Annotated in this window: 22 protein-coding genes and 1 pseudogene; 18 read left to right on the top strand and 5 right to left on the bottom strand. The window is 68.2% G+C overall.

Annotated features, from left to right (window positions below):
• The first annotated feature begins 64 nt into the window (after window positions 1-64).
• The 4 genes from MNR00_RS02210 to ppsA all read left to right on the top strand — a co-directional run bounded on the left by MNR00_RS02210 (window position 65) and on the right by ppsA (window position 5841).
• The gene (locus tag MNR00_RS02210) at window positions 65-1252 is read left to right on the top strand and encodes a bifunctional 2-methylcitrate synthase/citrate synthase (protein ID WP_241927548.1); all 1188 of its coding nucleotides are present in this window, start codon (window positions 65-67) and stop codon (window positions 1250-1252) included.
• Window positions 1249-2436: a thiolase family protein gene (locus MNR00_RS02215; RefSeq protein ID WP_241927549.1), complete on the top strand. Its 1188-nt coding sequence runs from the start codon at window positions 1249-1251 to the stop codon at window positions 2434-2436. Before MNR00_RS02210 ends, MNR00_RS02215 begins: the two co-directional genes overlap by 4 nt.
• Window positions 2437-2574: 138 nt before the next feature.
• Window positions 2575-3402, top strand: a complete 828-nt coding sequence (locus tag MNR00_RS02220; protein WP_241927550.1) for a pyruvate, water dikinase regulatory protein — start codon at window positions 2575-2577, stop codon at window positions 3400-3402.
• A gap of 54 nt (window positions 3403-3456) precedes the next feature.
• A complete protein-coding gene (gene ppsA / locus MNR00_RS02225) occupies window positions 3457-5841 on the top strand; it encodes a phosphoenolpyruvate synthase (RefSeq protein ID WP_241927551.1) in 2385 nt (794 codons plus the stop codon).
• Window positions 5842-5920: 79 nt separating this feature from the next.
• Here the strand turns inward: ppsA and MNR00_RS02230 are convergent.
• Window positions 5921-6088 (bottom strand): annotated as a pseudogene (locus MNR00_RS02230) (alpha-L-arabinofuranosidase); the annotation flags it as partial.
• 45 nt (window positions 6089-6133) lie between these two features.
• Here MNR00_RS02230 and MNR00_RS02235 point away from each other — a divergent pair.
• From MNR00_RS02235 to MNR00_RS02270, 8 genes are all read left to right on the top strand, one after another.
• A complete protein-coding gene (locus tag MNR00_RS02235; RefSeq protein WP_241927552.1) occupies window positions 6134-7123 on the top strand; it encodes an LLM class F420-dependent oxidoreductase in 990 nt (329 codons plus the stop codon).
• Between the two features lie 65 nt (window positions 7124-7188).
• Window positions 7189-8367 carry a thiolase family protein gene (locus tag MNR00_RS02240; RefSeq protein ID WP_241927553.1) on the top strand — a complete coding sequence of 393 codons (1179 nt, stop codon included), beginning with the start codon at window positions 7189-7191 and terminating at the stop codon, window positions 8365-8367.
• 224 nt (window positions 8368-8591) lie between these two features.
• Window positions 8592-9680: a ScyD/ScyE family protein gene (locus tag MNR00_RS02245; RefSeq protein WP_241927554.1), complete on the top strand. Its 1089-nt coding sequence runs from the start codon at window positions 8592-8594 to the stop codon at window positions 9678-9680.
• A 309-nt stretch (window positions 9681-9989) separates the two neighbouring features.
• Window positions 9990-11489 carry a CoA-acylating methylmalonate-semialdehyde dehydrogenase gene (locus tag MNR00_RS02250; protein WP_241927555.1) on the top strand — a complete coding sequence of 500 codons (1500 nt, stop codon included), beginning with the start codon at window positions 9990-9992 and terminating at the stop codon, window positions 11487-11489.
• Window positions 11490-11512: 23 nt separating this feature from the next.
• Entirely contained in the window at window positions 11513-12730 is a 1218-nt protein-coding gene (locus MNR00_RS02255) for an acyl-CoA dehydrogenase family protein (RefSeq protein ID WP_241927556.1), read from the top strand.
• Window positions 12727-13614, top strand: coding sequence for a 3-hydroxyisobutyrate dehydrogenase (mmsB, locus tag MNR00_RS02260; protein ID WP_241927557.1), 888 nt, complete (start codon window positions 12727-12729; stop codon window positions 13612-13614). The genes MNR00_RS02255 and mmsB overlap by 4 nt, the downstream gene beginning before the upstream one ends.
• Window positions 13615-13771: 157 nt before the next feature.
• Entirely contained in the window at window positions 13772-14563 is a 792-nt protein-coding gene (locus MNR00_RS02265) for an enoyl-CoA hydratase-related protein (RefSeq protein WP_241927558.1), read from the top strand.
• Between the two features lie 8 nt (window positions 14564-14571).
• A complete protein-coding gene (locus tag MNR00_RS02270; RefSeq protein WP_241927559.1) occupies window positions 14572-15009 on the top strand; it encodes a putative immunity protein in 438 nt (145 codons plus the stop codon).
• A gap of 23 nt (window positions 15010-15032) precedes the next feature.
• Here the strand turns inward: MNR00_RS02270 and MNR00_RS02275 are convergent, their stop codons facing one another.
• The 3 genes from MNR00_RS02275 to MNR00_RS02285 are packed head-to-tail and all read right to left on the bottom strand — an operon-like array spanning window position 15033 to window position 16480.
• Window positions 15033-15476 carry a YdeI/OmpD-associated family protein gene (locus tag MNR00_RS02275; protein ID WP_241927560.1) on the bottom strand — a complete coding sequence of 148 codons (444 nt, stop codon included), beginning with the start codon at window positions 15474-15476 and terminating at the stop codon, window positions 15033-15035.
• Window positions 15477-15485: 9 nt separating this feature from the next.
• Window positions 15486-15944, bottom strand: coding sequence for an SRPBCC family protein (locus MNR00_RS02280; protein ID WP_241927561.1), 459 nt, complete (start codon window positions 15942-15944; stop codon window positions 15486-15488).
• Window positions 15944-16480, bottom strand: coding sequence for a MarR family transcriptional regulator (locus tag MNR00_RS02285; RefSeq protein ID WP_241927562.1), 537 nt, complete (start codon window positions 16478-16480; stop codon window positions 15944-15946). The genes MNR00_RS02280 and MNR00_RS02285 overlap by 1 nt, the downstream gene beginning before the upstream one ends.
• A 179-nt stretch (window positions 16481-16659) precedes the next feature.
• On the opposite strand from MNR00_RS02285, the gene MNR00_RS02290 reads away from it, so the two are divergent.
• The 5 genes from MNR00_RS02290 to pntB all read left to right on the top strand — a co-directional run bounded on the left by MNR00_RS02290 (window position 16660) and on the right by pntB (window position 23186).
• Complete coding sequence (locus tag MNR00_RS02290; protein ID WP_241927563.1) at window positions 16660-17436, top strand: electron transfer flavoprotein subunit beta/FixA family protein; 777 nt, start codon at window positions 16660-16662, stop codon at window positions 17434-17436.
• Window position 17437: 1 nt separating this feature from the next.
• A complete protein-coding gene (locus MNR00_RS02295; RefSeq protein ID WP_241927564.1) occupies window positions 17438-18406 on the top strand; it encodes an electron transfer flavoprotein subunit alpha/FixB family protein in 969 nt (322 codons plus the stop codon).
• Window positions 18407-18408: 2 nt separating this feature from the next.
• Complete coding sequence (locus MNR00_RS02300) at window positions 18409-20046, top strand: cytochrome b/b6 domain-containing protein (protein WP_241927565.1); 1638 nt, start codon at window positions 18409-18411, stop codon at window positions 20044-20046.
• Window positions 20047-20247: 201 nt separating this feature from the next.
• A complete protein-coding gene (locus tag MNR00_RS02305) occupies window positions 20248-21789 on the top strand; it encodes a Re/Si-specific NAD(P)(+) transhydrogenase subunit alpha (RefSeq protein WP_241927566.1) in 1542 nt (513 codons plus the stop codon).
• Window positions 21786-23186, top strand: a complete 1401-nt coding sequence (gene pntB / locus MNR00_RS02310) for a Re/Si-specific NAD(P)(+) transhydrogenase subunit beta (protein WP_241927567.1) — start codon at window positions 21786-21788, stop codon at window positions 23184-23186. The genes MNR00_RS02305 and pntB overlap by 4 nt, the downstream gene beginning before the upstream one ends.
• 57 nt (window positions 23187-23243) lie before the next feature.
• Here pntB and MNR00_RS02315 read toward each other — a convergent pair whose 3' ends face one another.
• On the bottom strand, window positions 23244-23750 hold the full coding sequence (locus tag MNR00_RS02315; protein ID WP_241927568.1) for a GNAT family N-acetyltransferase: 507 nt from the start codon (window positions 23748-23750) through the stop codon (window positions 23244-23246).
• A 120-nt stretch (window positions 23751-23870) separates the two neighbouring features.
• On the opposite strand from MNR00_RS02315, the gene MNR00_RS02320 reads away from it, so the two are divergent.
• Entirely contained in the window at window positions 23871-24431 is a 561-nt protein-coding gene (locus MNR00_RS02320; protein WP_241927569.1) for an acyl-CoA thioesterase, read from the top strand.
• Window positions 24432-24586: the final 155 nt, after the last annotated feature.

Here is a 24586-nt window from a genome sequence, read left to right on the forward strand (position 1 = left end):
CTGAGCGAGGAGCGCAGCGACGAGACGAAGTGCGACCGGTGACACACAAGGGAGTGAGCACAGCATGACCGAAGAGATCAAGAAGGGCCTCGCCGGGGTCGTCGCCGATGTGACGGCGATCAGCAAGGTGAACCCCGAGACGAACAGCCTGCTCTACCGCGGCTACCCGGTGCAGGAGCTGGCGGCGACGCAGTCGTTCGAGGCCGTCGCGTACCTGCTGTGGAACGGCGAACTGCCGACGGATGCGCAGCTGGCCGAGTTCCGCGCCACCGAGCGCGCGCATCGCGCCCTGACCCCTGAGGTCAAGGCCGCCATCGACGCGCTGCCGCTGGATGCGCACCCGATGGACGAGGTGCGCACCGCCGTCAGCGTGATCGGAGCGATCGAGACCGCTGGCACCGGCAACGTGCTCGACGCCGTTGGCACCCCCGAGCAGAACCTGCAGCGCAGCCTGCAGCTGTTCGCCGTGCTGCCCGCCATCGTGTCGTACGGGCAGCGCCGCCGGCGCGGCCAGACGATCGTCGACTCGCGTGACGACCTCGACTACGCAGCGAACTTCCTGTGGCTCACGTTCGGTGAAGATCCTGACCCTGTCGTCGTCGACGCGTTCAACCGCTCGATGATCCTCTATGCAGAGCACTCGTTCAATGCATCCACCTTCACCGCCCGCGTGATCACGTCGACGCTCAGCGATCTGTACTCGGCCGTGGTCGGCGCGATCGGCGCGCTGAAGGGCCCGCTGCACGGCGGCGCCAACGAGGCCGTCATGCACATCTTCGATGAGATCGGCACAGCCGACCAGGTCGTGCCGTGGCTCGACACCGCGCTCGCCGAGAAGCGCAAGATCATGGGCTTCGGTCACCGCGTCTACAAGCGCGGCGACTCGCGCGTGCCGACGATGAAGGCCGCGCTCGACACTCTGGTCGCACACTATGACCGACCAGATGTCGCCGAGCTGTACGAGACGCTCGAGCGCGAGTTCGTCGGTCGCAAGGGCATCTACCCGAACCTCGACTACCCGTCGGGGCCGGCGTACAACCTGATCGGCTACGACACCCTCACCTTCACGCCGCTGTTCATCGCGGCGCGCATCACGGGGTGGACCGCGCACATCCTCGAGCAGCAGGCATCCAACGCACTGATCCGGCCGCTGTCGGCGTATAACGGCCCGGACGAGCGGCACATCGAGGAGTACGCGCCCGACACGGCCGCGATCGACGTGCAGGAGCGCGCGGAAGAGGCAGCAGGATGACGTCTGGATCTCAGGAAAAAGTCGCGATCGTCGCCGGCGCCCGCACGCCGATCGGACGGTTCGGTGGCGGTTTCAAGGACACTGAGGCGTACGAGCTGGGTGCGGTCGCGACCACAGAGGCGCTTCGTCGCTCTGGCATCGCCCCGGATCGCGTCGGCGAGGTCGTCATCGGCACGATCGGGCAGGTCGCGAGCGACGCGTACATCGCGCGGCGCATCGCGCTGGCGGCCGGTCTCGATGTGAACACTCCGGCGTTCACCGTCAACCGACTGTGCGGCTCTGGCCTGCAGGCGATCTGGTCGGGTGCGCAGGAACTGCTCTGGGGCAGCACCGATGTCGTGGTCGCCGGCGGCGCCGAGAACATGACCCGGATGCCGTTCTACGACTTCAACGCGCGGTTCAACGACCGCCTCGGTCACCGCCAGCTGCTCGACGGCACGATCGCGATGCTCACCGATCCGTTCACGAACAAGCACATGGGCACCACCGCCGAGAACGTCGCAGAGCGCTTCTCGGTGTCGCGCGAGGACCAGGACGCCTTCGCGCTCGAGTCCCAGCGACGGGCGGCGTCAGATGCTGCGCAGGCGGCCTTCGCCGAGGAGATCATCCCGGTGACGACGTCGGGTCGCAAGCCGGTCGAGATCGCCCACGACGAGCACCCGCGCCCTGACACGACGCTGGAGACGCTCGCCGGTCTCCCGTCCGCGTTCGCGAAGGACGGCACGGTGACGGCGGGCAATGCGTCCGGCATCAACGACGGCGCTGCGGCGACCGTGCTGATGCGGGAATCGGATGCCCGTGCCGAGGGCGCCCCGGTGCTGGCAACGCTCGAGGCCGTGACCACAGCGGCGCTGGAGCCCGAGATCATGGGCTACGCGCCCACCCTGGCCCTGCGCAAACTGTTCGCGCAGACCGGACTGAAGCCGGCTGACATCTCGACGATCGAACTCAATGAGGCATTCGCCTCGCAGGCGCTCGCCGTCATCCGCGACACCGAGTTGGATCCTGCCCAGGTGAACCCGTACGGCGGAGCGATCGCCCTCGGGCATCCCGTCGGCGCGACCGGAGCCATCCTCACGGTGCGCGCCGCCCTCACGCTGCAGCGCACCGGCGACGAGTACGCCATCGTCACGATGTGCATCGGCGGGGGACAGGCGCTGGCTGCGCTGCTCAAGCGAGGCTGATCTGAAGACGGCACTCGGACTGCACCTTCGGGCGTCAGCGCGGGTGCCGTCTGTCGTTCCTGCCAGATCGTTAAGAACTGACCATCCTTCACGCTGAATCGGTCATCAGACGCGCCAATCCTTCCATAACGTAGAAGTGTGACCACCTCCTCCGACGTCGTGACCCGCGCCGCGTACTTCGTCTCCGACAGCACGGGAGTCACCGCCGAGACACTGGGCAGTGCGCTGCTGGCCAACTTCCCCGGCATCCGATTCATCAAGCACACGATCCCCTTCGTCGTCACCGACGGCGAGGCGCACAGCGTCGTCGCGAGCATCGACGCCGACGCGGAGGCCGGTCGCGAGCCGCTGCTGTTCATCACCGTCAAGAACGCGACGCTCCGCGGCATCCTCAGCACCTCCCGCGGTACCGTCATCGACCTGCTCGCCGGGCACCTCACCGAGCTCGAGCGGGCCCTGGGCGTCAGTGCCTCGGAGCAGCTCGGCAACTACCACGGCCTCGGCGACACCGAGCGGTACTTCGCCCGCATGCGCGCCGTCGAGTACGCCATCGAGCACGACGACGGGCAGAGCTCTCGCGCCCTCGACCAGGCCGAGGTCGTCATCATCGCCCCCTCGCGGTGCGGCAAGACGCCGACGACGATGTACCTCGCGCTGCAGCACGGCCTGCGGGTCGCGAACTACCCGCTCACCGACGACGACTTCCCCACCGAGGGACTTCCGAAGGCGATCGCGAAGTATCGCGACCGCTGCTTCGGGCTGACCACGACGCCGCTGCGACTGAGTCAGGTGCGCCACGAGCGTCGGCCAAGTTCGCGCTACTCCAGCCTCGAGCAGTGCACCATCGAGCTGCGCCGCGCCGAAGACCTCTACCGACGAAACCGCATCCCCTTCCTGAACTCCTCGACGAAGAGCGTCGAGGAGATGTCGGCGGTCATCATGCAGACCATGAAGCTGCGTGCCTGACCGAGCCTTCATGAACCCAACGAAACTCATGAACCCAACGAAAGCAGCACGCCCATGAGCAGCATCCTCTGGTTCGACGAGGTCGGCATGGCCGACCTTCCCCAGGTCGGCGGCAAGAACGCCTCCCTCGGCGAGATGGTCTCGCACCTGTCCGAGCTCGGCGTGCGCGTGCCAGGTGGATTCGCGACGACCGCCGACGCCTATCGCGCGTTCCTCGCGAACGACGGGCTCGACACCCGCATCCGCGAGGCCGTCGAGGCGATTGACGTCGACGACGTGGTGCAGCTCGCCCGGGTCGGCGCCGCGGTGCGCGAGTGGATCGAGCAGCAGCCGCTCCCGGCCGACATCGAGGGCGACATCCGCACGGCGTACACGCGCCTGGTCGAGAACGACCCGGAACCCGACTCGGTGTCGTGGGCAGTGCGCTCCTCGGCGACCGCAGAGGACCTTCCGGATGCCTCGTTCGCCGGTCAGCAGGAGACCTTCCTCAACATCGCCGGCATCGAGCACATCCTGCAGGCGATCAAGCAGGTGTTCTCATCGCTGTACAACGACCGCGCGATCGCCTACCGCGTGCACAACGGGTTCGACCACCACGACGTCGCCCTCTCGGTGGGCGTGCAGCGCATGGTGCGCTCCGACATCGGGGCGTCCGGCGTCATGTTCACCGTCGACACCGAATCCGGGTTCGGCGACGCCGTCTTCATCACCAGCTCGTACGGCCTCGGCGAGGCCGTCGTGCAGGGTGCCGTCAACCCCGACGAGTTCTACGTCTACAAGCCTGCCCTCGCAGCATCCCGCCCGGCGATCCTGAAGCGCTCCGTCGGTGAGAAGGCGATCGCCATGCGCTACACGCAGAGTCAGCAGGTCGGCGGCACCACCGTCTTCGAGGACGTGCCGGCCGACCAGCGTCGCCTGCTCAGCATCTCGGATGCCGAGGTCGAGGAGCTCGCCAGGCACGCCGTCACGATCGAGCAGCACTACCAGCGCCCGATGGACATCGAGTGGGCCCGCGACGGTGTCGACGGCAAGCTCTACATCCTGCAGGCCCGCCCCGAGACCGTCGTCTCGCGGGCGGATGCGAATGTGATGCGCCGCTTCGTGCTCTCCGGCCGCAGCGAAGTGCTCGCCACCGGCCGCGCGATCGGCCAGAAGATCGGCGCCGGCGCGGTGCGCGTGCTGCGCGGGATCGATGAGATGGCTCAGTTCCAGGCCGGCGACGTGCTCGTGGCCGACATGACCGACCCCGACTGGGAGCCGATCATGAAGAAGGCCTCCGCCATCGTCACCAACCGCGGCGGACGCACCTGTCACGCGGCGATCATCGCCCGTGAGCTCGGCATCCCGGCCGTGGTCGGCACCGGCGATGCGACCAGGGTGCTCGGCGACGGCACCGAGGTGACGGTCTCGTGCGCCGAGGGCGACGACGGCTTCATCTACGAGGGACTGCTCGACTTCGCCGAGGAGGAGACCCGGCTGGATCGGATGCCCGAGGTGCCGGTCAAGATCATGATGAATGTCGGCACGCCCGACCAGGCCTTCTCGTTCTCGCGCCTGCCGAACCGTGGCGTCGGACTCGCGCGCCTGGAGTTCATCATCAACCGCCAGATCGGCATCCACCCGCGCGCCCTGCTCGAGCGCGACACCCTGCCCGACGACCTGCGCGAGCAGGTGGATGCCCGCATCGCCGCGTACCCGTCGCCGCGCGAGTTCTTCGTGCAGCGCGTCACCGAGGGCGTCGCGATGCTCGCCGCGGCCTTCGCGCCAGAGCCGGTGATCGTGCGGATGAGCGACTTCAAGTCGAACGAGTACGCCAATCTGCTCGGCGGCGACCGCTACGAGCCGCACGAGGAGAACCCGATGATCGGCTACCGCGGAGCTTCGCGGTACATCTCGGCGGACTTCCGCGAGTGCTTCGACATGGAATGCGAGGCGATCCGTCGCGTCCGCGACGACATGGGACTCACGAACGTCAAGGTCATGATCCCGTTCGTCCGCACCGTGGCCGAGGGCGCCGCCGTGGTCGAGCTGCTGGCCGAGAACGGCCTCAAGCGCGGCGAGAACGGCCTCGAGGTCGTGATGATGTGCGAGGTGCCCTCGAACGCGCTGCTGGCCGACGAGTTCCTCGACCACTTCGACGGCTTCTCGATCGGCTCGAACGACATGACCCAGCTCACCCTCGGCCTCGACCGCGACTCGGCGCTTGTCGCGAGCACGTTCGACGAGCGCGACCCCGCCGTGAAGAAGATGCTCGCGATGGCGATCGAGGCGTGCCTGCGCCGCGGCAAGTACGTCGGCATCTGCGGGCAGGGTCCGTCTGACCACCCCGACCTGGCCGACTGGCTGCTGGATCAGGGCATCGAGTCGATGTCGCTGAACCCCGACACGGTCGTCGAGACGTGGATGCGCCTGGCCGAGCGCAGCCGCGCGAGCGCCTGAGTTTCAGCGACCCGGCGCTCAGTCAGCCCAGCTCGATCACCGACCACGACAGTGCAGGCAGCGTTGCACGCAGCAGGCTGTCCAGGCCCGACTGGTACCAGACGTTCCAATCGTCGAACGAGATGTCGACCTGCCCGCGGTGCTTGCCAGCCGCCTTCACCGCGTCGATCGTCGCGACCACGCCGTCGATGAAGGCATCCATCTCCACCGCCTCCGCCAGGAAGGAGGCCGCGTCGCCGTCGTGCTCACTGGTAGTGAAGAGTCTCATCATCGCATCGCTAGACTGCCGCACATGCGATTCGGCATCTTCATTCCCCAGGGCTGGCGGTTCGATCTGGTGGGCATCGAGCCCGCCGCGCAGTGGGACGCGATGCGCTCACTCGCGCAGGCGGCGGATGCCGGTCCGTGGGAGTCCCTGTGGGTGTACGACCACTTCCACACCACGCCGGTGCACAGCGATGAGGCCACGCACGAGGCGTGGACGCTCATGTCGGCGTTCGCCGCTTCGACGAGCCGGATCCGCCTCGGGCAGATGTGCACCTGCATCGGCTACCGCAACCCCGTCTACCTCGCGAAGGTCGCCGCGACCGTCGACATCATCTCGGGCGGACGCACCGAGATGGGCATCGGCGGCGGCTGGTACGAGCACGAGTGGAAGGCGTACGGCTACGGGTTCCCCGCCGCCGGAGATCGGCTTCGGATGCTGAACGAGGGCGTTCAGATCATGAGTCAGGCCTGGAGGACGGGCCATGCGACGCTCGACGGGCGCTACTTCCAGGTCGACGACGCCATCGTGCAGCCGACTCCACTGCAGGACGGCGGGATTCCGCTGTGGATCGCCGGCGGCGGTGAGAAGGTCACGCTGAAGATCGCCGCGAAGTACGCGCAGTACACCAACTTCGGGGGCACTCCAGAGGAGTTCACGGCGAAGAGCGAGATCCTGCGAGCGCACACGCAGACCGTCGGCACCGACTTCGACGCGATCGTGCGCTCGGCCAACTTCAACACCGTCATCGGCGCGACCGAGGCCGAGGTCGAGGATCGCCTTGCGGCCATCGAGGCGCGCCTCGCGCCGCACCTCGGCGACCGCACCGCCGGCGTCATGCACAACTACCGCAGCGAACAGGCGCTCGGCGTCGGCACACCAGAGCAGGTCATCGAGCGGCTGCAGGAGATGAAGCGCCGTGGCCTCGGCTACGCGATCCACTACTTCCCAGAGTCGGCCTACGACCGCTCCGGCGTTGAGCTCTTCGAGCGGGAGGTCATGCCGGCCCTGAGCTGACCCACTCAGCACCCCAGGAAGCCCCGAGTGGCGCCGGCCGCGGGCGCAGGCGCGATGATGGAGGCATGAGCAATGAAGCCGTCCTCGTCGATGTCGTCCGCACGCCCGTAGGGCGGGGCAAGCCCGGCGGTTCCCTGTCTGGAGTGCATCCCGTCGACCTCGCGGCGGGGATGCTGGAGGCGGTCCTCGAGCGAAACGGCCTCGAATCCGGTCAGGTCGACGACGTGCTGCTCGGCTGCGTCAGTCAGGTCGGCGACCAGGCGATGAACATCGCCCGGCAAGCTGTGCTGGCGGCCGGCTTCGACGAGCGCATACCCGGAACCACGATCGACCGGCAATGCGGCTCCAGCCAGCAGGCGGTGCACTTCGCCGCAGCCGGAATCGCGGCCGGTGAAAGCGACATCGTCATCGTCGGCGGTGTCGAGTCGATGAGTCGCGTGCCGCTGGGATCGTCCGCGGCGGGCGGCTCGCCGATGTCACCGCGCCTGCGCGCCCGCTACCCGCAGGGGCTGGTGAATCAAGGCGTCAGCGCCGAGCTGATCGCCCAGCGCTGGGGCTTCGACCGGCAGGCGCTGGATGCCTTCGCGGCGGATTCCCACGCCCGTGCCGCCCGAGCCTGGCAGGACGGCTTCTTCGACCGGACGGTCGTCGCCGTGCCCGAGGCGCCAGGCGCGATGGCGGATGAGACGGTGCGCGCGGGCACCACCGTCGAGAAGCTGGCCGGACTCCCGGCATCTTTCCGCACCGACGCGCTCGCCGCGCGCTTTCCGGACCTCGAGTGGAGCATCACCCCCGGCAACTCCTCGCCGCTCACCGATGGGGCTTCCGTGGCACTCCTGATGAGCGCGGATCGCGCCGAGCAGCTCGGGCTGACGCCACGTGCACGATTCCGCGCGTTCGAGGTCATCGGCGACGACCCGATGATGATGCTCACCGGGCCCATCCCGGCGACCCGTCGCGTGCTGGAGCGGGCAGGCCTCGACATCGATGACCTCGACGCGTACGAGGTGAACGAGGCGTTCGCCTCGGTCCCACTGGCCTGGGCAGCCGAGTTCCACGCCGATCCGCTGAAGCTCAACCCTCGTGGTGGTGCCATCGCGCTCGGGCACGCGCTGGGGTCGTCGGGCACCCGCCTGCTGGGCACCCTGCTCGATCACCTGGAGGCGACCGGCGGGCGGCTCGGCCTGCAGACCATGTGCGAGGGCGGCGGCATGGCGAACGCCCTCATCCTCGAACGTCTCTGACGGCCGATCGGCCCCGGCGGAGAAGAAGAACGGGCAGACACGCTGCCTGATCACGTCTACGTGTCAGCACGGATCTTTACCCCCAGGCCTTGTGCGCGCAGGATGCCAGAGGGATGATTCCGCCTGGACCGGTCACTGGGGCGGTTCACGGCAGTCGGGCGCCTGGGACTCCGCCCGGCCCAGCACGGCCGAGTGGAATCGCACGGCCGAGATTGTGAGGCATCATGCGCGGATCTCGTGCGCTCATTGCCGCCGGTGCCGTCCTGGCACTGGCGCTGACCACGCCGACGGTCGCGTCGGCGGCATCCGACCCGCCTGCGCCGCAGGAATGGTCCAACCAGGTGGCCATGCCCTACAGCCTCACCGTGGACGGGCAGCGTGTGCTCGTCGCGGACGGTGCGCTGGGGATCATCGGGCAGCTTCAGCCCAATGGCTCGATCGCGAACATCATCACCGGGGCAGAGGGCACCACCAGCGTCGCCACACGCGGCAAGTGGATGGCCTACACGACCTCCGTCGAAACGGGTGAAGAGGCGCCACCCGCGGAGAGTGGGCTTGAGATCATCGGACCGAACGGCCCGATGCCCTACGTCGACCTGCACGCCTACGAGTACGCGAACAACCCCGACGGGGGCAACACCTACGGTTTCGTCGACGGATGCCTTGCCGACGGCGGGAGCAATCCGGGCCTGCTCGACGCGCACGCGTACACCGTGGTCTCTTACCGAGGCGCGTGGCTGGTGGCGGATGCCGGAGCCAACGTCATCTGGCATGTGACCAATGACGGCGACATCAGCGTCTTCGCCGTGCTGCCGGCGGTGCCGGTCACGGTCGACGCGCAGGTGATGGCGATCATGGGGCTGCCGGACTGCGCGCTGGGGTCCACGTTCAACGCCGAACCCGTGCCGACGGGACTGGCCGTGGGGCCGGGCAACGTCGTCTACGTCAGCACACTGCCGGGCTTCCCGGGCATGGTGACGGGGGCCGGCCAGCTGTGGCGCATCGACCGCAGCGGTGAGCCGACGGCGATCGCCGCTGGGCTCTCCGGTCCGACGAGCATCTCGATGGCAGGTCCTGACGCGCTGTACGTCGCGCAGCTGTTCGGCGGCGGCATCGCGAAGGTGTCGACCTCTGGCCAGCACCTGGGCTTCACTCCGCTGCCGAACGCACTCGCGGTGTCGACTGCCTCGAACGGCACGCTGTGGGCGGCCACCGCGGCCGCCACGGACGATGTCGGAAACCCGACTGGTCCCGGCACGATCGTCAGCATCTCGAAGGGCAAGGTCAAGGTCAACGGCCACATTCTGCGCTGACACACGAGCCCACCGACACAGGGAGACCCCCGCCGACCCGATTCGGCGGGGGTCTCGCGGTCTGTGACCGCGGCGGGAGGCTGCGACAGCGCTCACCGCTGCACGGAGGATGACGGCACCCGATTCCGATCTGAGCCTTCTTCCGCGCACCAGCAGTTCTACGTGCGCGAGTTGTCCTCGGGGTGAACGGGAAGGGAACAATCCGCTCTTCGTTCACAGATCGCAGATAGTAGGTGTCCCTAGTAATTGCTCGTGAGGCCAACTATCATTGTCACTGTGCCAAAGAAGGCGCAGAGGAGTGTCAGCACAATGTCCCGATTGATCCCCCATTTCATCGGCGGAAAGCCCGTTGAGTCCACCGGCGGCCGCGTCGCGGACGTGTTCGATCCCAGTACAGGCGCCGTGCAGGCGCACGTGCCGCTGGCAAGCGCCTCCGAGGTGCGCGACGTGATCGCGAACGCCGAGGCCGCGCAGCCCGAATGGGCCGCCATGAACCCGCAGAAGCGCGCCCGCGTGATGATGCGCTTCGTCGAACTCGTGAACCGCGACATGGACGACCTGGCACGACTGCTCTCCAGCGAGCACGGCAAGACCTTCGATGACGCGAAGGGCGACATCCAGCGCGGTCTCGAGGTGATCGAGTTCTGCATCGGGGCACCACACCTGCTCAAGGGCGAGTACTCCACGGGAGTCGGCGCCGGCATCGACGTGTACTCGATGCGTCAGCCCCTCGGCGTCGTCGCCGGCATCACCCCGTTCAACTTCCCCGCCATGATCCCGCTGTGGAAGGCCGGCCCCGCCCTGGCATCCGGCAATGCGTTCGTCCTCAAGCCGAGCGAGCGGGACCCCTCTGTGCCGGTCCGCCTGGCCGAGCTGTTCCTTGAGGCGGGCCTGCCCGCCGGCGTCTTCAACGTCGTGCACGGCGACAAGGAGGCCGTCGACACGCTGATCACCGATCCGCGCATCCAGGCAGTCGGCTTCGTCGGTTCGACCCCGATCGCCGAGTACATCTACACGACCGCGATCAACCACGGCAAGCGCGCGCAGTGCTTCGGCGGGGCGAAGAACCACATGATCGTCATGCCCGACGCCGACCTCGACCAGGTCGCCGACGCCCTCATCGGCGCGGGCTACGGATCGGCCGGCGAGCGCTGCATGGCGATCTCCGTCGCAGTTCCCGTGGGGGAGGAGACGGCGGATGCCCTCGCCGCCAAGCTCACCGAGCGCGTCGCCGAACTCAAGGTCGGCCCGTCACTCGCCGAGAACGTCGACTACGGTCCACTCGTGACGGCGGATGCTGTGAACCGCGTCATCGGATACATCCAGCAAGGGCTCGACGAGGGGGCGACGCTGCTCGCCGACGGCCGCGGCTTCGAGGTCGAAGGTCACGAGCAGGGTTTCTACCTCGGACCCACCCTGTTCGACCACGTCACCACCGACATGGCGATCTACCGCGAAGAGGTCTTCGGCCCGGTGCTGGTGATCGCGCGGGCCGCTGACTACGAAGAGGCGCTGGCGATGGCATCCGATCACGAATACGGCAACGGCGTCGCGATCTTCACCCGCGACGGCGACGCCGCCCGCGACTTCGCGGCGCGCGTGAACGTCGGAATGGTCGGCGTGAACGTGCCGATCCCCGTGCCGATCGCGTATTACACGTTCGGCGGCTGGAAGAAGTCCGGCTTCGGCGACCTCAACCAGCACGGCACCGACGCGTTCCGCTTCTACACGAAGACCAAGACGGTGACGAGCCGCTGGCCCTCGCACGGAGTGCGCGACGGTGCCAGCTTCGTCATCCCCACGATGTGACCGATACGACCAGGACTGAGACGATGACACCCGTCACCACCCCCACCGCCGTCAGCGCGGAAGAGCGCGAGGCGATCCTCGGCGCCGTTCGAGACTTCGCCGAGTCCGAGCTCGCGCCGTACGCGGCCGAGCGCGACGAAAAGCACATCTTCCCGCGCGAATCGCTGCACAAGGCCGGTGAGCTGGGCCTTGGCGGCATCTACATCCGCGAGGACTTCGGCGGCACAGGACTCGCCCGCGTCGACACCGTCGCGATCTTCGAGGAGCTCGCCAAGGGCGACCCGGCTGTGGCCGCGTACATCTCGATCCACAACATGGTCGCGTGGATGATCGACACGTACGGCGACGAGGCGCAGCGCGGCCAGTGGCTGCCGAAGCTCACCGCGATGGAGGAGTTCGGCGGGTACTGCCTCACTGAGCCGGGCGCGGGATCGGATGCTGCGAACATCGCCACCAGCGCGACGCGTGACGGCGACGATTATCTGCTCACGGGTGTGAAGCAGTTCATCTCCGGTGCGGGCGAGGCCGCGGTGTACGTCGTGATGGCGCGCACCGGCGACGCCGGCTCTGGGGCCAAGGGGATCAGCGCCTTCCTCGTCCCGGGCGACGCCGAGGGGCTCAGCTTCGGCGCCCCGGAGAAGAAGATGGGCTGGCACGCCCAGCCCACCCGCCAGGTGATCTTCGACGGGCTGCGCGTTCCAGCATCCGCCATGCTCGGTGACGAGGGCCGCGGATTCGCGATCGCGATGTCGGCGCTCAACGGCGGCCGTCTCAACATCGCCGCCTGCTCGCTCGGCGGCGCGCAGTGGGCACTCGAGAAGGCCGTGCAGTACGTGCACGAGCGGGTCGCCTTCGGTGAGCCGCTGGCCGAGAAGCAGTCGATCCTGTTCACGATCGCCGACATGCGCACCGAGCTGCAGGCCGCGCGACTGATGGTGCGCGATGGTGCGCAGGCGGTGGATGAGAAGGCGCCGGATGCCACGATGCGCTGCGCCATGGCCAAGCGCTTCGCCACTGATGCCGGATTCGATGTCGCCAACAAGGCCCTTCAGCTGCACGGCGGCTACGGGTACCTTCAGGACTACGGGGTCGAGAGGGTCGTGCGTGACCTGCGCGTGCACCAGATCCTGGAAGGGACGAACGAGATCATGCGACTCATCGTCGGGCGAGAGATGCTGCGCCCTGCCGGATCCGCCTCCCTCCAGCGAAGCGGCGGAAATCAGATGCGGAGCGCGTCATGACGCGCATCGCATTCCTCGGCCTTGGCCACATGGGCCTGCCGATGGCTGTGAACCTGGTCAAGGCCGGGCACGAGGTGCGCGGCTACGATCCGGTTCCTGCGGCCGTCGAGGCCGCATCGGCGGCAGGCGTGCCGGTCGCCTCGTTCGGCATCGATGCGGTCGCCGGCACTGAGGTCGTCATCACGATGTTCCCCGCCGGCAAGCACGTGATCGCCGCGTATCAGGACGGCGTGCTCGCGGCTGCTGATCCTGGCACGCTGTTCATCGAGTCGTCGACCATCGCGGTCGATGAGGCGCGCACCGCGCACGAGATGGCGCTCGAGGCCGGTCACCGCAGTATCGACGCTCCCGTCTCAGGTGGCGTGGTGGGGGCCGAGAACGGCACGCTCGCGTTCATGGTGGGCGGCTCGGATGCTGACTTCGCGGCCGCTCTGCCGCTGCTGGAGGTCATGGGCAAGCGCATCGTGCACTGCGGCGGGCCTGGCCTCGGCCAGGCCGCGAAGGTCTGCAACAACATGGTGCTGGCGGTCTCGCAGATCGCCGTCGCCGAGGCCTTCGTGCTCGGGGAGCGGCTTGGTCTCGAGCATCAGGCACTGTTCGACGTGGTGTCGCAGGCCTCGGGTCAGTGCTGGTCGATCACGACCAACTGCCCCGTGCCGGGGCCGGTGCCCACGAGCCCTGCGAACCGCGACTACCAGCCCGGCTTCGCCGGTGCCCTGATGGCGAAGGACCTCGGACTCGCACTGCAGGCGATCGAGCAGACCTCGACGGATGCCAGGATGGGCCGACTCGCGCAGGAGCTCTACGCCGCGTTCGCCGCCGGTGACGGTGCGCATCGGGACTTCTCGGGCATCATCACCGACATCCGCGCCGGCGAAGTCTGATTCCGGCCGGACATCCTGCACAGAAATCCCCGATCCGCACACGGAATGGGGATTCGGTGTGCTGTGCGGGAAGAAGTGTGCAGGCGTGCACGACCCGAGGCGGCTGCGCCGCCTGGGATACTGGAGGGGCCGCAGCGTCGCGGCGGATGGAGTGAAGATGCCTGAAGAGAATGTCGCCGAGTACGAGACGATCCTCGTCGAACAACGAGGACGGGTGGGCTGGATCACCCTCAACAGGCCGGAGGCGCTCAACGCGCTGAACCGTCAGGTCGCCGTGGAAGTCGCCGGTGCGGCCGAGGCGTTCGACGCTGATGACGGCATCGGCGCGATCGTCGTCACGGGGTCGGAGAAGGCGTTCGCCGCTGGAGCCGACATCAAGGAGATGGAGTCGAAGACAGCATCCGAGATGCTCGAGACCGACCACTTCGGCGCGTGGACCCGTTTCGCGGCGGTGCGCACTCCTGTCATCGCCGCCGTCTCCGGATACGCTCTCGGCGGCGGATGCGAGGTCGCGATGATGTGCGACATCATCCTCGCCGCCGACTCGGCTCGTTTCGGTCAGCCCGAGATCAACCTCGGCGTCATCCCTGGCATGGGCGGCACGCAGCGCCTGATCCGCGCGGTCGGCTACTACAAGGCGGCCGAGCTGATCCTGTCTGGCCGCATGATCGCGGCCGATGAGGCGGAGCGCATCGGCCTCGTGTCGCGCGTCGTCCCGGCATCCGATCTGCTCGATGAGGCGGGGAAGCTCGCCGAGACGATCGCATCGAAGTCGCTGCCTTCGCTGTACGCGGCGAAGGCGACGCTGGATGCCGCCATGGAGACGTCTCTGGCAGATGGTGTCCTGGTCGAGAAGCAGCAGTTCGCCGCCCTGTTCGACACGGCCGACCAGAAGGAGGGGATGGCTGCGTTCCGCGAGAAGCGCCCCCCTCACTTCCATCACCGATGAGCACCGTCATGGACACGCAGCCCGACGATGCCGACCTGAAACTGTCAGAAGAGGACCGCCGAGAGCTCGTGGAGTGGACCGTCGCGTGCGCCGAGCGGATGCTGCCGCTGTTCCTCGCCGAGCGTCCGGAGGACGTGCGTCCCCGCGAGGCGCTGGAGGCTGCGCAGGCGTTCATCCGCGGTGATCTCGACATCGACGAAGTGCGCGAGCGCTCGTTCGGCAGTCACGCCGCCGCGCGTGAGGCATCCGACGCGTCAGCAGTGGCCGCCGCGCGCGTGTGCGGGCAGGCCGCGGCGGTCGCGCACATGGCAGGGCACGCCAGGCAGGTGCCGCGCTACACAGCCAAGGCGTTCCCTGGCGATCGTTCGCGCCGCGACGAGGAGCTCGCCTGGCAGCGCATGCGCGTGCCGGAGCGCTTCGACCGGTACGTGTACGACGGGGACTGAGGCCTCGGCCCGTTGAGACGTGTTCAGCCGCGCAGGTCAGCGAGCGCCTTCTCGAGGCGGCGTTCGCGCGTGGCATCCTGCTTCGCGTCGGCGATCGAGCGTGCGATCTCCTTGCGGCGCGAATAGGACAGAGCGTCGAAGGCCGTGCGCGCGGCGGGGTCGGATGCCAGTGCCGTGGCCAGTGCGTCAGGGATGTCCACCGTGCGCTCGGCCGTGTCGGCCGCGATCACGGCGTCGAACTCGTCGCCCAGTTCGACCGCCATCTCGGCGCGGACGGCCTTGCTGAACCCGATCAGGTTCTTGCCGCCCATCCGCGACAGGCGCAGCTTCGCGACGCGCTCGCCGATCCTCACGGCGACGGGAAACGCCTTGGCGGTGCTGAGGGTCGCCACCTGCTCATCCGAGAGCACGATCGCTCCGGCGGGGCCCATCGGCTCGAGGACGGTGTGCAGTCGAAGCTCGGTCATGGCGCGATCCTACGCGCGTGGTGCGGGGAACTGGGCGCTGATCGCGTCGTTGCGCTCGGTGATGACGCGTGCCAGATGGCGGCGCATGACGACGGCGTCCACCGCGCGGCCGAGCAGTCCGAACGGCGACCGGAACTCGATCGTGTCTCGCATCAGCGTGCCGTCCGTGGTGGGGAGGAACTCGTGCGTGTGCAGGAACGCGGCGAAGGGACCCTTCGTCTGCCGGTCGCTGAAGCCGTGTGGCCGATCGACGTCGAACACGAGAGAGGTCATCCGGAACCGCACGCCGAAGTGCCGCGCAGCCCACGTGATCTGCTCGCCTTCGTGGAGCATTCCCGAGGTTCGTCCTGCCGCCACGCGCTCGTCGTGGCTGCTCTGCGATTCCAGGTGCAGTCCGACGTCGAGTGAGAGGTCGAAGACCTGCTCGGAAGGTGCGGGGATCACTCGCTCCAGGACGATGGTGGCCATCAGAGCGGATCGGGCAGCGGACGAGGATCCGTGAAGTCCCCGGCGTTCTTGCGCAGCCGCGCGACGATTCCCACCAGGGCGTTCGCGTCATCGGCATCCAGGCCGGGGGAGGAGAACACCTCGGTGTTCAGCGCGGCCGTGGCGCGTTCGACGAGGTCGCGGCCGGTATCAGTGAGCGTCAGCAGCGCCGCACGTCCGTCGTGCGGGTGCGGATCGCGGCGCACCAGGCCGTCGCGCACCAGCCGCTCCGCGGTGCTTGTCACGCTGGTCGCGTGCACCTGCAGGCGGGCGACGACACTCGACAGGGGGAGGGTTCCCGAGCGGCTGAAGGCCAGCAGTCGTAGCACCTCGTACCGGGCGAAAGTCACACCGAACGGCTTCAGCGCAGCATCCACCCGCGCCAGCAGCAGCTGCTGGGCACGCATGATCGAGGTGACCACCGCCATCCCCTCGGCGGCATCCGTCCACCCGTGCGCGAGCCACTGCCGCTTCGCCTCGGCGAGCGGATCGATCGGCAGGGGACGGGGTCGAGCCATGAGGCCACGCTATCGGCTCGTGCGAAAGAACCAGCGATTCCGACACTGTGTATACATTCCGTGCAAGATTTCACGGCTCCTGTGCCGGTGCTTGGCGCATTGGCTACATAGAGTCGTGAAACGCGATTGGGTACGCGGAAAATGGCCGGATAGACTCAAATCCGGCGTGAGGAGGCTCGATGAAGATCTACGTTCTGGTGAAGGAAGTGCCCGACACCTACGGCGACCGCAAGCTCGATCTGGAGACAGGTCTGGCCGATCGTGCGGCCGGTGATGTCGTGCTCGATGAGATCACCGAACGTGCTCTCGAAGTGGCGCTCACCTACGCCGACAAGAACGCCGGCACCGAGGTCGTGGCCCTGTCGATGGCATCAGAGTCCTCGACGGCATCGATCCGTCGCGCACTCGCGATCGGCGCCGCAGCTGCAGTGCACGTCGTCGATGAAGACCTGCGCGGGGCCGACCTGACGCTCACGGCTGAAGCGCTCGCCGCCGCCATCCGCCGCGGCGAGCCTGACCTCGTGATCACCGGCAATCTCTCCACTGACGGCTCGGGCGGTGTCATCCCCGCCATGCTCGCCGAGCACCTCGGGTTCGCCCAGGCCACCGCGCTGAGCGCTCTGGAGATCTCCGCCGACCAGGTCACCGGCACTCGCACGGGCGATGACGGCACCCAGCAGGTCACCGCGCCGCTGCCGGCCGTGATCTCGATCACCGAGGCGCTGCCGGATGCCCGGTTCCCCAACTTCAAGGGCATCATGGCCGCGAAGAAGAAGCCCCTCGAGGTGCTCTCGCTGGCCGATCTCGGCGTCTCCGTCGACCCGGCTGAGGCGCCCCGCTCGATCATGACGACCGTGGCGGAGAAGCCCGCGCGCGCGGCAGGTGTCAAGATCACCGACGAGGGCGATGCCGCCGCTCAGCTCGTCGAGTTCCTCGCACAGAACAGGCTGGTGTGACATGGCGTACCCCGCGAACCCGATCCTCGTCCTCGTCGACGTCGACCCCGTCGGAGGCGCTGCCAGCAGCACTGCCGCGCTGATCGGTGCAGCCTCGACCGTCGGCGCCCCGGTCGCGCTGATCGTCGGCGGCAGCCAGGCAGCGGTCGATGCGGCCGCGGCCGCCGGCGCGCAGGTCGTGCTCACCGCCGCCGGTGACGCCGGCTCGCTGACCGTGCCGGTCGTCGACGCGCTGCAGGCCGCCTACGCACAGGTGCAGCCGGACGCCGTGCTGATCTCGAACTCGATCGCCGGCCGCGACGCCGCAGGTCGCCTCGCCGTGCGCGAGAAGCTCGCACTCTCGGTGGATGCCGTCGGCGTCGCCCGCGACGATGAGGGCGTCACCGCTCAGCACTCCGTCTACGGCGGCTCGTTCCTCACCGCATCCGCTCCCACGTTCGGCGCCCCCGTCATCACGGTGCGCCAGGGTGCGGTCGACGCCCGTGCCGAGGCCGCGACGCCCGCTGTCGAAGAGCTTTCGGTGACAGCATCCGGTGCCGCCGCGGCCACGGCCGGCGAGATCGCCGCCGAGGAGAAGACCTCGTCGCGTCCAGAGCTGCGCGGTGCCGCGCGGGTCGTCTCGGGTGGACGTGGACTCGGCTCGAAGGAGCAGTTCGCACTCGTCGAGCAGCTGGCCGACACGCTCGGTGCCGCTGTCGGCGCCTCGCGCGCCGCCGTCGACGCCGGATACGTCCCATACGCACACCAGGTCGGTCAGACCGGTGTCTCGGTGTCGCCGCAGCTGTACATCGCGCTCGGCATCTCGGGCGCCATCCAGCACCGCGCCGGCATGCAGACCGCCAAGACGATCGTCGCGATCAACAAGGACGGCGAGGCGCCGATCTTCGACGTCGCCGACTTCGGCATCGTCGGTGACGTGTTCACCGTCGTGCCGCAGCTGATCGAGGCGCTCGAAGCGCGGAAGAACTAGTCATGGCTGAGCGGATGCTGCGCCGCGGCCTGCCGCGGGTGAACGGCGGCGAGCCCTGGCCCCCTGCCACGACGGTCGACGTCCCCGGCTCTGCTGCTGCTCCGGTTGCTGCCGCTGCGGCGTCGACAGCACGGGATCTCGCCGAGAGCACGGATTCTTCACGCGAACAGGCCGTGCACTCGGCAGCATCCGGTGCAGTCGCGGAAGCGACCGCACCCGCCACGCCTGCCACGCCAGCCGTCGCGGCAGCGACCGCGGGCGTGAGCCTGCGCCGAGGTCTGCCCCGTGTCGCGGGTGGCGAGCCCTGGCCTCCGGCCGGCGCATCGGCCGCGGTCGCCGCACCGGTGGCATCCGCTGTCGCGGTGTCGGATGCTGTCGCCCAGCCGACTGTCGAGGCTGCCCCGTCTGCATCCACGCCGGTCGCCGTCGCACCGACCGCAACCGTCACGTCGACGGTCGACGGGGCCAGCCTGCGCCGCGGACTTCCGCGTGTTGCGGGCGGCGAGCCGTGGCCTCCGGCCGGCGCCGCGCGCGTCACCGTGACGACCACTCAGGAGGCCGTCGCCGAGGCGCCCGCCCAGGCAGCCGAGATCGCAGAGGCCCCGGGGACGGCCGTCGCCGTGGCATCCGCCACCGATGTCTCCACCCCGCTGCCGTTCACTCGCACGGTCTGGCAGGGCAAGGCGCCCCGCCATGCCGCAGAGCCGCTGCCGCAGCCGTCGAAACTGCGCCCGACGTGGCCGCAGGCCATCGGCGGACTGCTGGGCCTTGCCTCCCTCGGCCTGCTGGCGGTCGCCGCCGTCTTCTTCGTGCGGACGTTCCTCAGCCTTCCGTTCATGCAGGACTTCCTGACCACGTACCCGGGCGAGTACCACCCGGCGATCGAGGTCGCACCTGGCTTCGCGCCCTGGATCGGCTGGCAGCACTTCTTCAACATCTTCCTGATGGTGCTGATCATCCGCTCGGGTCTCGGTGTGCGCACCGAGAAGCGGCCGACGGTGTTCTGGACCCCCAAGGGCAACGCCAAGGGCAAGATCAGCCTGACCCTGTGGTTCCACCAGTCGCTCGACATCCTGTGGCTGGTCAACGGCGTGATCTTCGTCGTGCTGATCATCGCCACCGGACACTGGGTGCGGATCGTGCCGACGAGCTGGGAGGTCTTCCCGAACGCGCTGTCAGCGGGCCTGCAGTACGTCTCGTTCGACTGGCCCACAGACAACGGCTGGGTGAACTACAACAGCCTGCAGCAGCTGGCCTACTTCACGACCGTCTTCATCGCCGCGCCACTTGCGGCGATCACCGGCTTCCGGATGTCGGGCCTGTGGCCGAAGAAGGCCGAGAAGCTCTCGAAGGCCTACCCGGTGGAGTGGGCGCGCGCGCTGCACTTCCCGATCATGCTGTACTTCGTGGCGTTCATCATCGTGCACGTGGCGCTGGTGTTCCTCACCGGGGCGCTGCGCAACCTGAACCACATGTTCGCCTCGATGGGGTCCGTCGACGGCGTCGAGTACGCCGCCAACTGGACGGGCTTCTGGGTGTTCGTGCTGGCCATGGTCGTCGTCGCCGGTGGCTGGTTCGCCGCGCGTCCGCTGGTGCTGGCCCCGATCGCGAAGCTGTTCGGGCAGGTGTCCGGGCGCTGAGTCGTGCATTCACATGAGAGGTCCCTTCGCCGCGGCGAGGGGACCTCTCGCTTTCCCCAGCAGCAAGAACCCCTGTTCTTCAGGCGTCACATCCCAGGAACCGCCGGGCTTCTTCACGAGCGCTCAGTAGTCTGAGCGAAACTGTCAGAGCAGCAACGAACGAAGCAGAGACCGACGGGGATGTCGGGCAGGAGGATCGCAGTGACGCAGATCGGAATAGTGCGGGAAGGGCCGGACGAGGCGCGGGTCGCCGCGACGCCGGCGACCGTGCAGACGCTGAGAAAGCTCGGCTACGAGGTGGCCGTCGAGACCGGCGCGGGTGCGCGTTCGTCCTACCCCGACGAGGAGTACCGGCAGGCCGGTGCCGAGATCGTGTCCGCCGCCGAGGCGTGGTCGCGCCCGGTGGTGCTGAAGGTGAACCCGCCGTCGGATGCTGAGATCGCCGCCCTGGCAGACGGAGCGACCCTCATCGCCCTGCTGTCGCCGGCGCTGAAACCCGAGCTCGTCGAGAAGCTCGCCCAGCGCGGCATCACGGCACTCGCCCTCGACGCCGTTCCTCGGATCTCGCGCGCCCAGTCGATGGACGTGCTGAGCTCGATGGCGAACATCGCCGGGTACCGCGCCGTGGTCGAGGCCGCACACGAGTTCGGCAGGTTCTTCACCGGGCAGGTCACTGCCGCCGGCAAGGTCCCGCCGGCGAAGGTGCTCGTCGCCGGTGCCGGCGTCGCTGGCCTTGCCGCCATCGGCGCAGCATCCAGCCTCGGCGCGATCGTGCGCGCCACTGACCCTCGCCCAGAGGTCGCCGACCAGGTCTCGTCGATCGGCGGCACATACATCCCCGTCGACGTCGAGGTCGAGAAGTCGACCGACGGCTACGCGAAGGCGACCAGCGCCGACTACGACCGGCGCGCCGCCGAGATCTACACCGAGCAGGCAGCCGACGTCGACATCATCGTCACCACGGCGCTGATCCCCGGCCGTGCAGCGCCCCGCCTCATCACGGCATCCGATGTCGCCCGCATGAAGCCGGGCAGCGTCATCGTCGACATGGCCGCAGCGCAAGGCGGCAACGTCGAGGGCTCGGTCGCGGGGGAGCGGACCGTCACCGACAACGGCGTGATCATCCTCGGCTACACCGACCTCGCATCGCGCCTCGCGACCCAGGCCTCGCAGCTGTACGGCACCAACGTCGCCAACCTCGTCGAGCTGCTGACGCCGAACAAGGACGGTGCGCTGAGCATCGACTTCGAAGACGTCGTGCAGCGTTCCGTGACCGTCGTGCGCGACGGCGAGGTCACCTGGCCGCCGCCAGCGGTGCAGGTCGCCGCGGCGCCGTCACCCGCTGCGGCCAAGACGGAGCCGGCGCCGATCGCCGAGCAGAAGAAGATGAGCGCGGGCAAGAAGATCGCACTGATCGTCGTCGGCATCGCCGCGCTGTTCGTCGTCAACCTGTTCGCCCCTGACCCGCTGCCGCAGCACTTCACCGTGCTGATGCTGTCGGTGGTGATCGGCTTCTACGTGATCGGCAAGGTGCATCATGCACTGCACACCCCGCTGATGTCGGTCACCAATGCGATCTCCGGAGTGATCATCGTCGGCGCCATGCTGCAGATCACCGATTCGAACCCGCTCGTGCAGGTCGTCGCCGCGGTCGCGGTGCTGCTGGCCAGCATCAACATCTTCGGTGGCTTCGCCGTCACGAGGCGAATGCTCAACATGTTCGTGAAGGGCGGCCAGAAGTGACCGTCGACGCACTCGCCGGGGCGGCCTATATCGTCGCCGCCCTGCTGTTCATCCTGAGCCTCGCCGGTCTCAGCCGCCACGAATCCGCCCGCGCGGGTGTCGTCTACGGCATCGTCGGCATGGCCATCGCGCTTCTCGCGACCCTCGCCCTCACCATCGCCGACGCCTGGGGCGGCACCGGTGCTCTGCTCGGGCTCACCCTGCTCGGCGTCGGAGTGCTCGTCGGCGCCGCCATCGGGCTGTGGCGCGCCAAGGTCGTGAAGATGACCGAGATGCCGGAGCTGATCGCCCTGCTGCACAGCTTCGTCGGTCTCGCCGCCGTGCTGGTCGGCTGGAACGGCCACCTCGCGCACGCCGCCATCCCGCCGCAGCTCGTCGACATCCACAACGCCGAGGTCTTCGTCGGCATCTTCATCGGCGGCGTGACGTTCACCGGCTCGATCGTGGCGTATCTGAAGCTGTCGGCGAAGATCTCGTCGCGTCCGCTGATGCTGCCCGGCAAGAACCTGCTCAACGTCGGCGCACTCGTCGCGTTCGTCGGGCTCACCACCTGGTTCGTCATCGACCAGCAGCTCTGGCTGCTGATCGCCGTGACCCTGCTGTCGTTCGCATTGGGCTGGCACCTGGTCGCCTCGATCGGCGGCGGCGACATGCCGGTGGTCGTCTCGATGCTGAACAGCTACTCGGGCTGGGCGGCCGCCGCGGCCGGTTTCCTGCTGAACAACGATCTGCTGATCGTCACCGGTGCGCTGGTCGGCTCGTCCGGTGCGTACCTGTCGTACATCATGTGCAAGGCGATGAACCGGTCGTTCATCTCGGTCATCGCCGGAGGGTTCGGCATCGTGGCATCCGCCTCCTCCGACGAGGACTACGGAGAGTACCGCGAGACCAGCGCGGCCGGTGCGGCGGCGATGCTCACCTCGGCGAAGTCCGTCGTGATCACGCCCGGCTACGGGATGGCCGTGGCGCAGGCGCAGTATCCCGTCGCCGACCTCGTCGCCCGGCTGCGCGAGCGCGGCGTGGATGTGCGCTTCGGCATCCATCCCGTCGCAGGGCGCCTGCCGGGGCACATGAACGTGCTGCTGGCCGAGGCGAAGGTGCCGTACGACATCGTGCTCGGCATGGATGAGATCAATGACGACCTGGCGTCGACGAGCGTCGTGCTGGTGATCGGCGCCAACGACACCGTGAACCCCGCCGCCGCTGAGGATCCGGGCAGCCCGATCGCCGGGATGCCGGTGCTGCGGGTCTGGGAGGCCGAGAACGTCATCGTGTTCAAGCGGTCGATGGCCGCGGGCTATGCCGGAGTGCAGAACCCGCTGTTCTTCCGCGACAACACGCAGATGCTGTTCGGTGACGCCAAGGAGCGCGTGGAGGACATCATCCGGGCGCTCTGAGCCCGGGACGAGAATGGCCCTCCCGCGCACAGCGGGAGGGCCATTCTCATGTGAGGCTCAGCGCACGAAGCGCACCTCGGTGAGGGTCTCGCCGAGGAACGGCTCGGTGTGGCTGGCGCCGTCGAGCGTGAAGCCGTTGCGCACGTAGAAACGGTGTGCGCGCGGGTTGTCGTCGGCGACCCACAGGTACAGCGGCTCGTCCTTCTCGACGGCGGCATCGAACAGTGCTTGGCCGAGTCCAGTGCCGTGCTGGTCCTCGAGCAGGTAGATGAAGTACAGCTCCCGCATCGCGGGGGCGTCCTTGTCTCGGGCGGGGCCGGACCCGACGAAGCCGACGATCTCACCATCGACGAGCGCGGCGCTCATCTTGAAGTCGTCGCCCTGACGGGCCCAGTTGGTCCACAGCTCGGCCATGCGGCGCGGTGAGATCCGCTCCAGTGCGGCCTTGCTGATCAGGTGGTCGTAGGTCTCGTGCCACGTCTGCGCGTGCACGCGACCGAGGGCTTCCGCATCGACATCGCGGACCGGACGGACGATGATCTCAGGCTGGGCTTCGGCGCTCATGCCGCGACTCTACGCGCGCGAGGGCGAGAGATGAAATCGACCGGTAACACGTCTGGCGCTCTGTAGCAACCGTCCAATCAAGTTGGGGTGCACGTCGTCGGATCACTACTATCGCCCTTTGTGAATGTGATCTGGCGCACCATCCTCGTGATCCTCCAGGCCAGGCGGCGGGTCCGCCGCGGTCGAGTGCTCGCGCCGACGGAGATCGGGCGTGTCCGGCTGACCACGCTGCCCACGGACCTCGACATCCTGCGGCACATGAACAACGGCCGCTACCTGTCGCTGTTCGATCTCGGCCGCTGGGACCTGTTGATCCGCACCGGGCTGTTCGACGAGATGAAGAACCGCGGCTGGTACGCCGTGGTCTCCAGCCAGACCGTCACGTTCCGCAAGTCGCTGCAGCTGTGGCAGCGCTTCGACGTCGAGTCGCGCATGATCGGACACGACGACAAGGCGATATTCCTCGAGCACCGCGCCGTCGTCGACGGTGAGGTATATGCGCGCGTGATCGTTCGGGCTCGGATGCTGCGCCGCAGCGGCGGCACGGTGAGTCACGAGGAGCTGTTCGCGGCGGTCGGCCAGCCGGAGGGCATCCCTGCCATCGACGAGTGGATCCACGACTGGTCGGCGGCGTCCGTGCTCCCGCCCACCAAGGCGCCGGCGCCGAGCACCTGGAACTGATCAGGCCCGGCGGTCACCTGACTGAGCGGGCAGGGGCGACCGCTGTCGTCGCCGGGCTCGCCGGCGACGCGGCTCCGCTATGGTGGTGCCGAAAGCGACGTGGCGTGGGGGCGCTTCGGGATGGCGGAGGGAATTGTGCACGTCTCAGACACATC

This window comes from Microbacterium sp. H1-D42, from assembly GCF_022637555.1.
Classification (GTDB): Bacteria; Actinomycetota; Actinomycetes; order Actinomycetales; family Microbacteriaceae; genus Microbacterium.

What these genes read in the sequence shown, in the direction of transcription:
- MNR00_RS02215 (WP_241927549.1), top strand. Translation starts at nt 1,249, where the DNA reads ATGACGTCTGGATCTCAGGAAAAAGTCGCGATCGTCGCCGGCGCCCGC.
- MNR00_RS02285 (WP_241927562.1), bottom strand. Translation starts at nt 16,480, where the DNA reads ATGGCTCGACCCCGTCCCCTGCCGATCGATCCGCTCGCCGAGGCGAAG.
- MNR00_RS02300 (WP_241927565.1), top strand. Translation starts at nt 18,409, where the DNA reads ATGGCTGAGCGGATGCTGCGCCGCGGCCTGCCGCGGGTGAACGGCGGC.
- ppsA (WP_241927551.1), top strand. Translation starts at nt 3,457, where the DNA reads ATGAGCAGCATCCTCTGGTTCGACGAGGTCGGCATGGCCGACCTTCCC.
- mmsB (WP_241927557.1), top strand. Translation starts at nt 12,727, where the DNA reads ATGACGCGCATCGCATTCCTCGGCCTTGGCCACATGGGCCTGCCGATG.
- MNR00_RS02210 (WP_241927548.1), top strand. Translation starts at nt 65, where the DNA reads ATGACCGAAGAGATCAAGAAGGGCCTCGCCGGGGTCGTCGCCGATGTG.
- MNR00_RS02275 (WP_241927560.1), bottom strand. Translation starts at nt 15,476, where the DNA reads ATGACCGAGCTTCGACTGCACACCGTCCTCGAGCCGATGGGCCCCGCC.
- MNR00_RS02255 (WP_241927556.1), top strand. Translation starts at nt 11,513, where the DNA reads ATGACACCCGTCACCACCCCCACCGCCGTCAGCGCGGAAGAGCGCGAG.
- MNR00_RS02290 (WP_241927563.1), top strand. Translation starts at nt 16,660, where the DNA reads ATGAAGATCTACGTTCTGGTGAAGGAAGTGCCCGACACCTACGGCGAC.
- MNR00_RS02295 (WP_241927564.1), top strand. Translation starts at nt 17,438, where the DNA reads ATGGCGTACCCCGCGAACCCGATCCTCGTCCTCGTCGACGTCGACCCC.
- MNR00_RS02240 (WP_241927553.1), top strand. Translation starts at nt 7,189, where the DNA reads ATGAGCAATGAAGCCGTCCTCGTCGATGTCGTCCGCACGCCCGTAGGG.
- MNR00_RS02235 (WP_241927552.1), top strand. Translation starts at nt 6,134, where the DNA reads ATGCGATTCGGCATCTTCATTCCCCAGGGCTGGCGGTTCGATCTGGTG.
- MNR00_RS02250 (WP_241927555.1), top strand. Translation starts at nt 9,990, where the DNA reads ATGTCCCGATTGATCCCCCATTTCATCGGCGGAAAGCCCGTTGAGTCC.
- MNR00_RS02280 (WP_241927561.1), bottom strand. Translation starts at nt 15,944, where the DNA reads ATGGCCACCATCGTCCTGGAGCGAGTGATCCCCGCACCTTCCGAGCAG.
- MNR00_RS02315 (WP_241927568.1), bottom strand. Translation starts at nt 23,750, where the DNA reads ATGAGCGCCGAAGCCCAGCCTGAGATCATCGTCCGTCCGGTCCGCGAT.
- MNR00_RS02245 (WP_241927554.1), top strand. Translation starts at nt 8,592, where the DNA reads ATGCGCGGATCTCGTGCGCTCATTGCCGCCGGTGCCGTCCTGGCACTG.
- MNR00_RS02270 (WP_241927559.1), top strand. Translation starts at nt 14,572, where the DNA reads ATGGACACGCAGCCCGACGATGCCGACCTGAAACTGTCAGAAGAGGAC.
- MNR00_RS02265 (WP_241927558.1), top strand. Translation starts at nt 13,772, where the DNA reads ATGCCTGAAGAGAATGTCGCCGAGTACGAGACGATCCTCGTCGAACAA.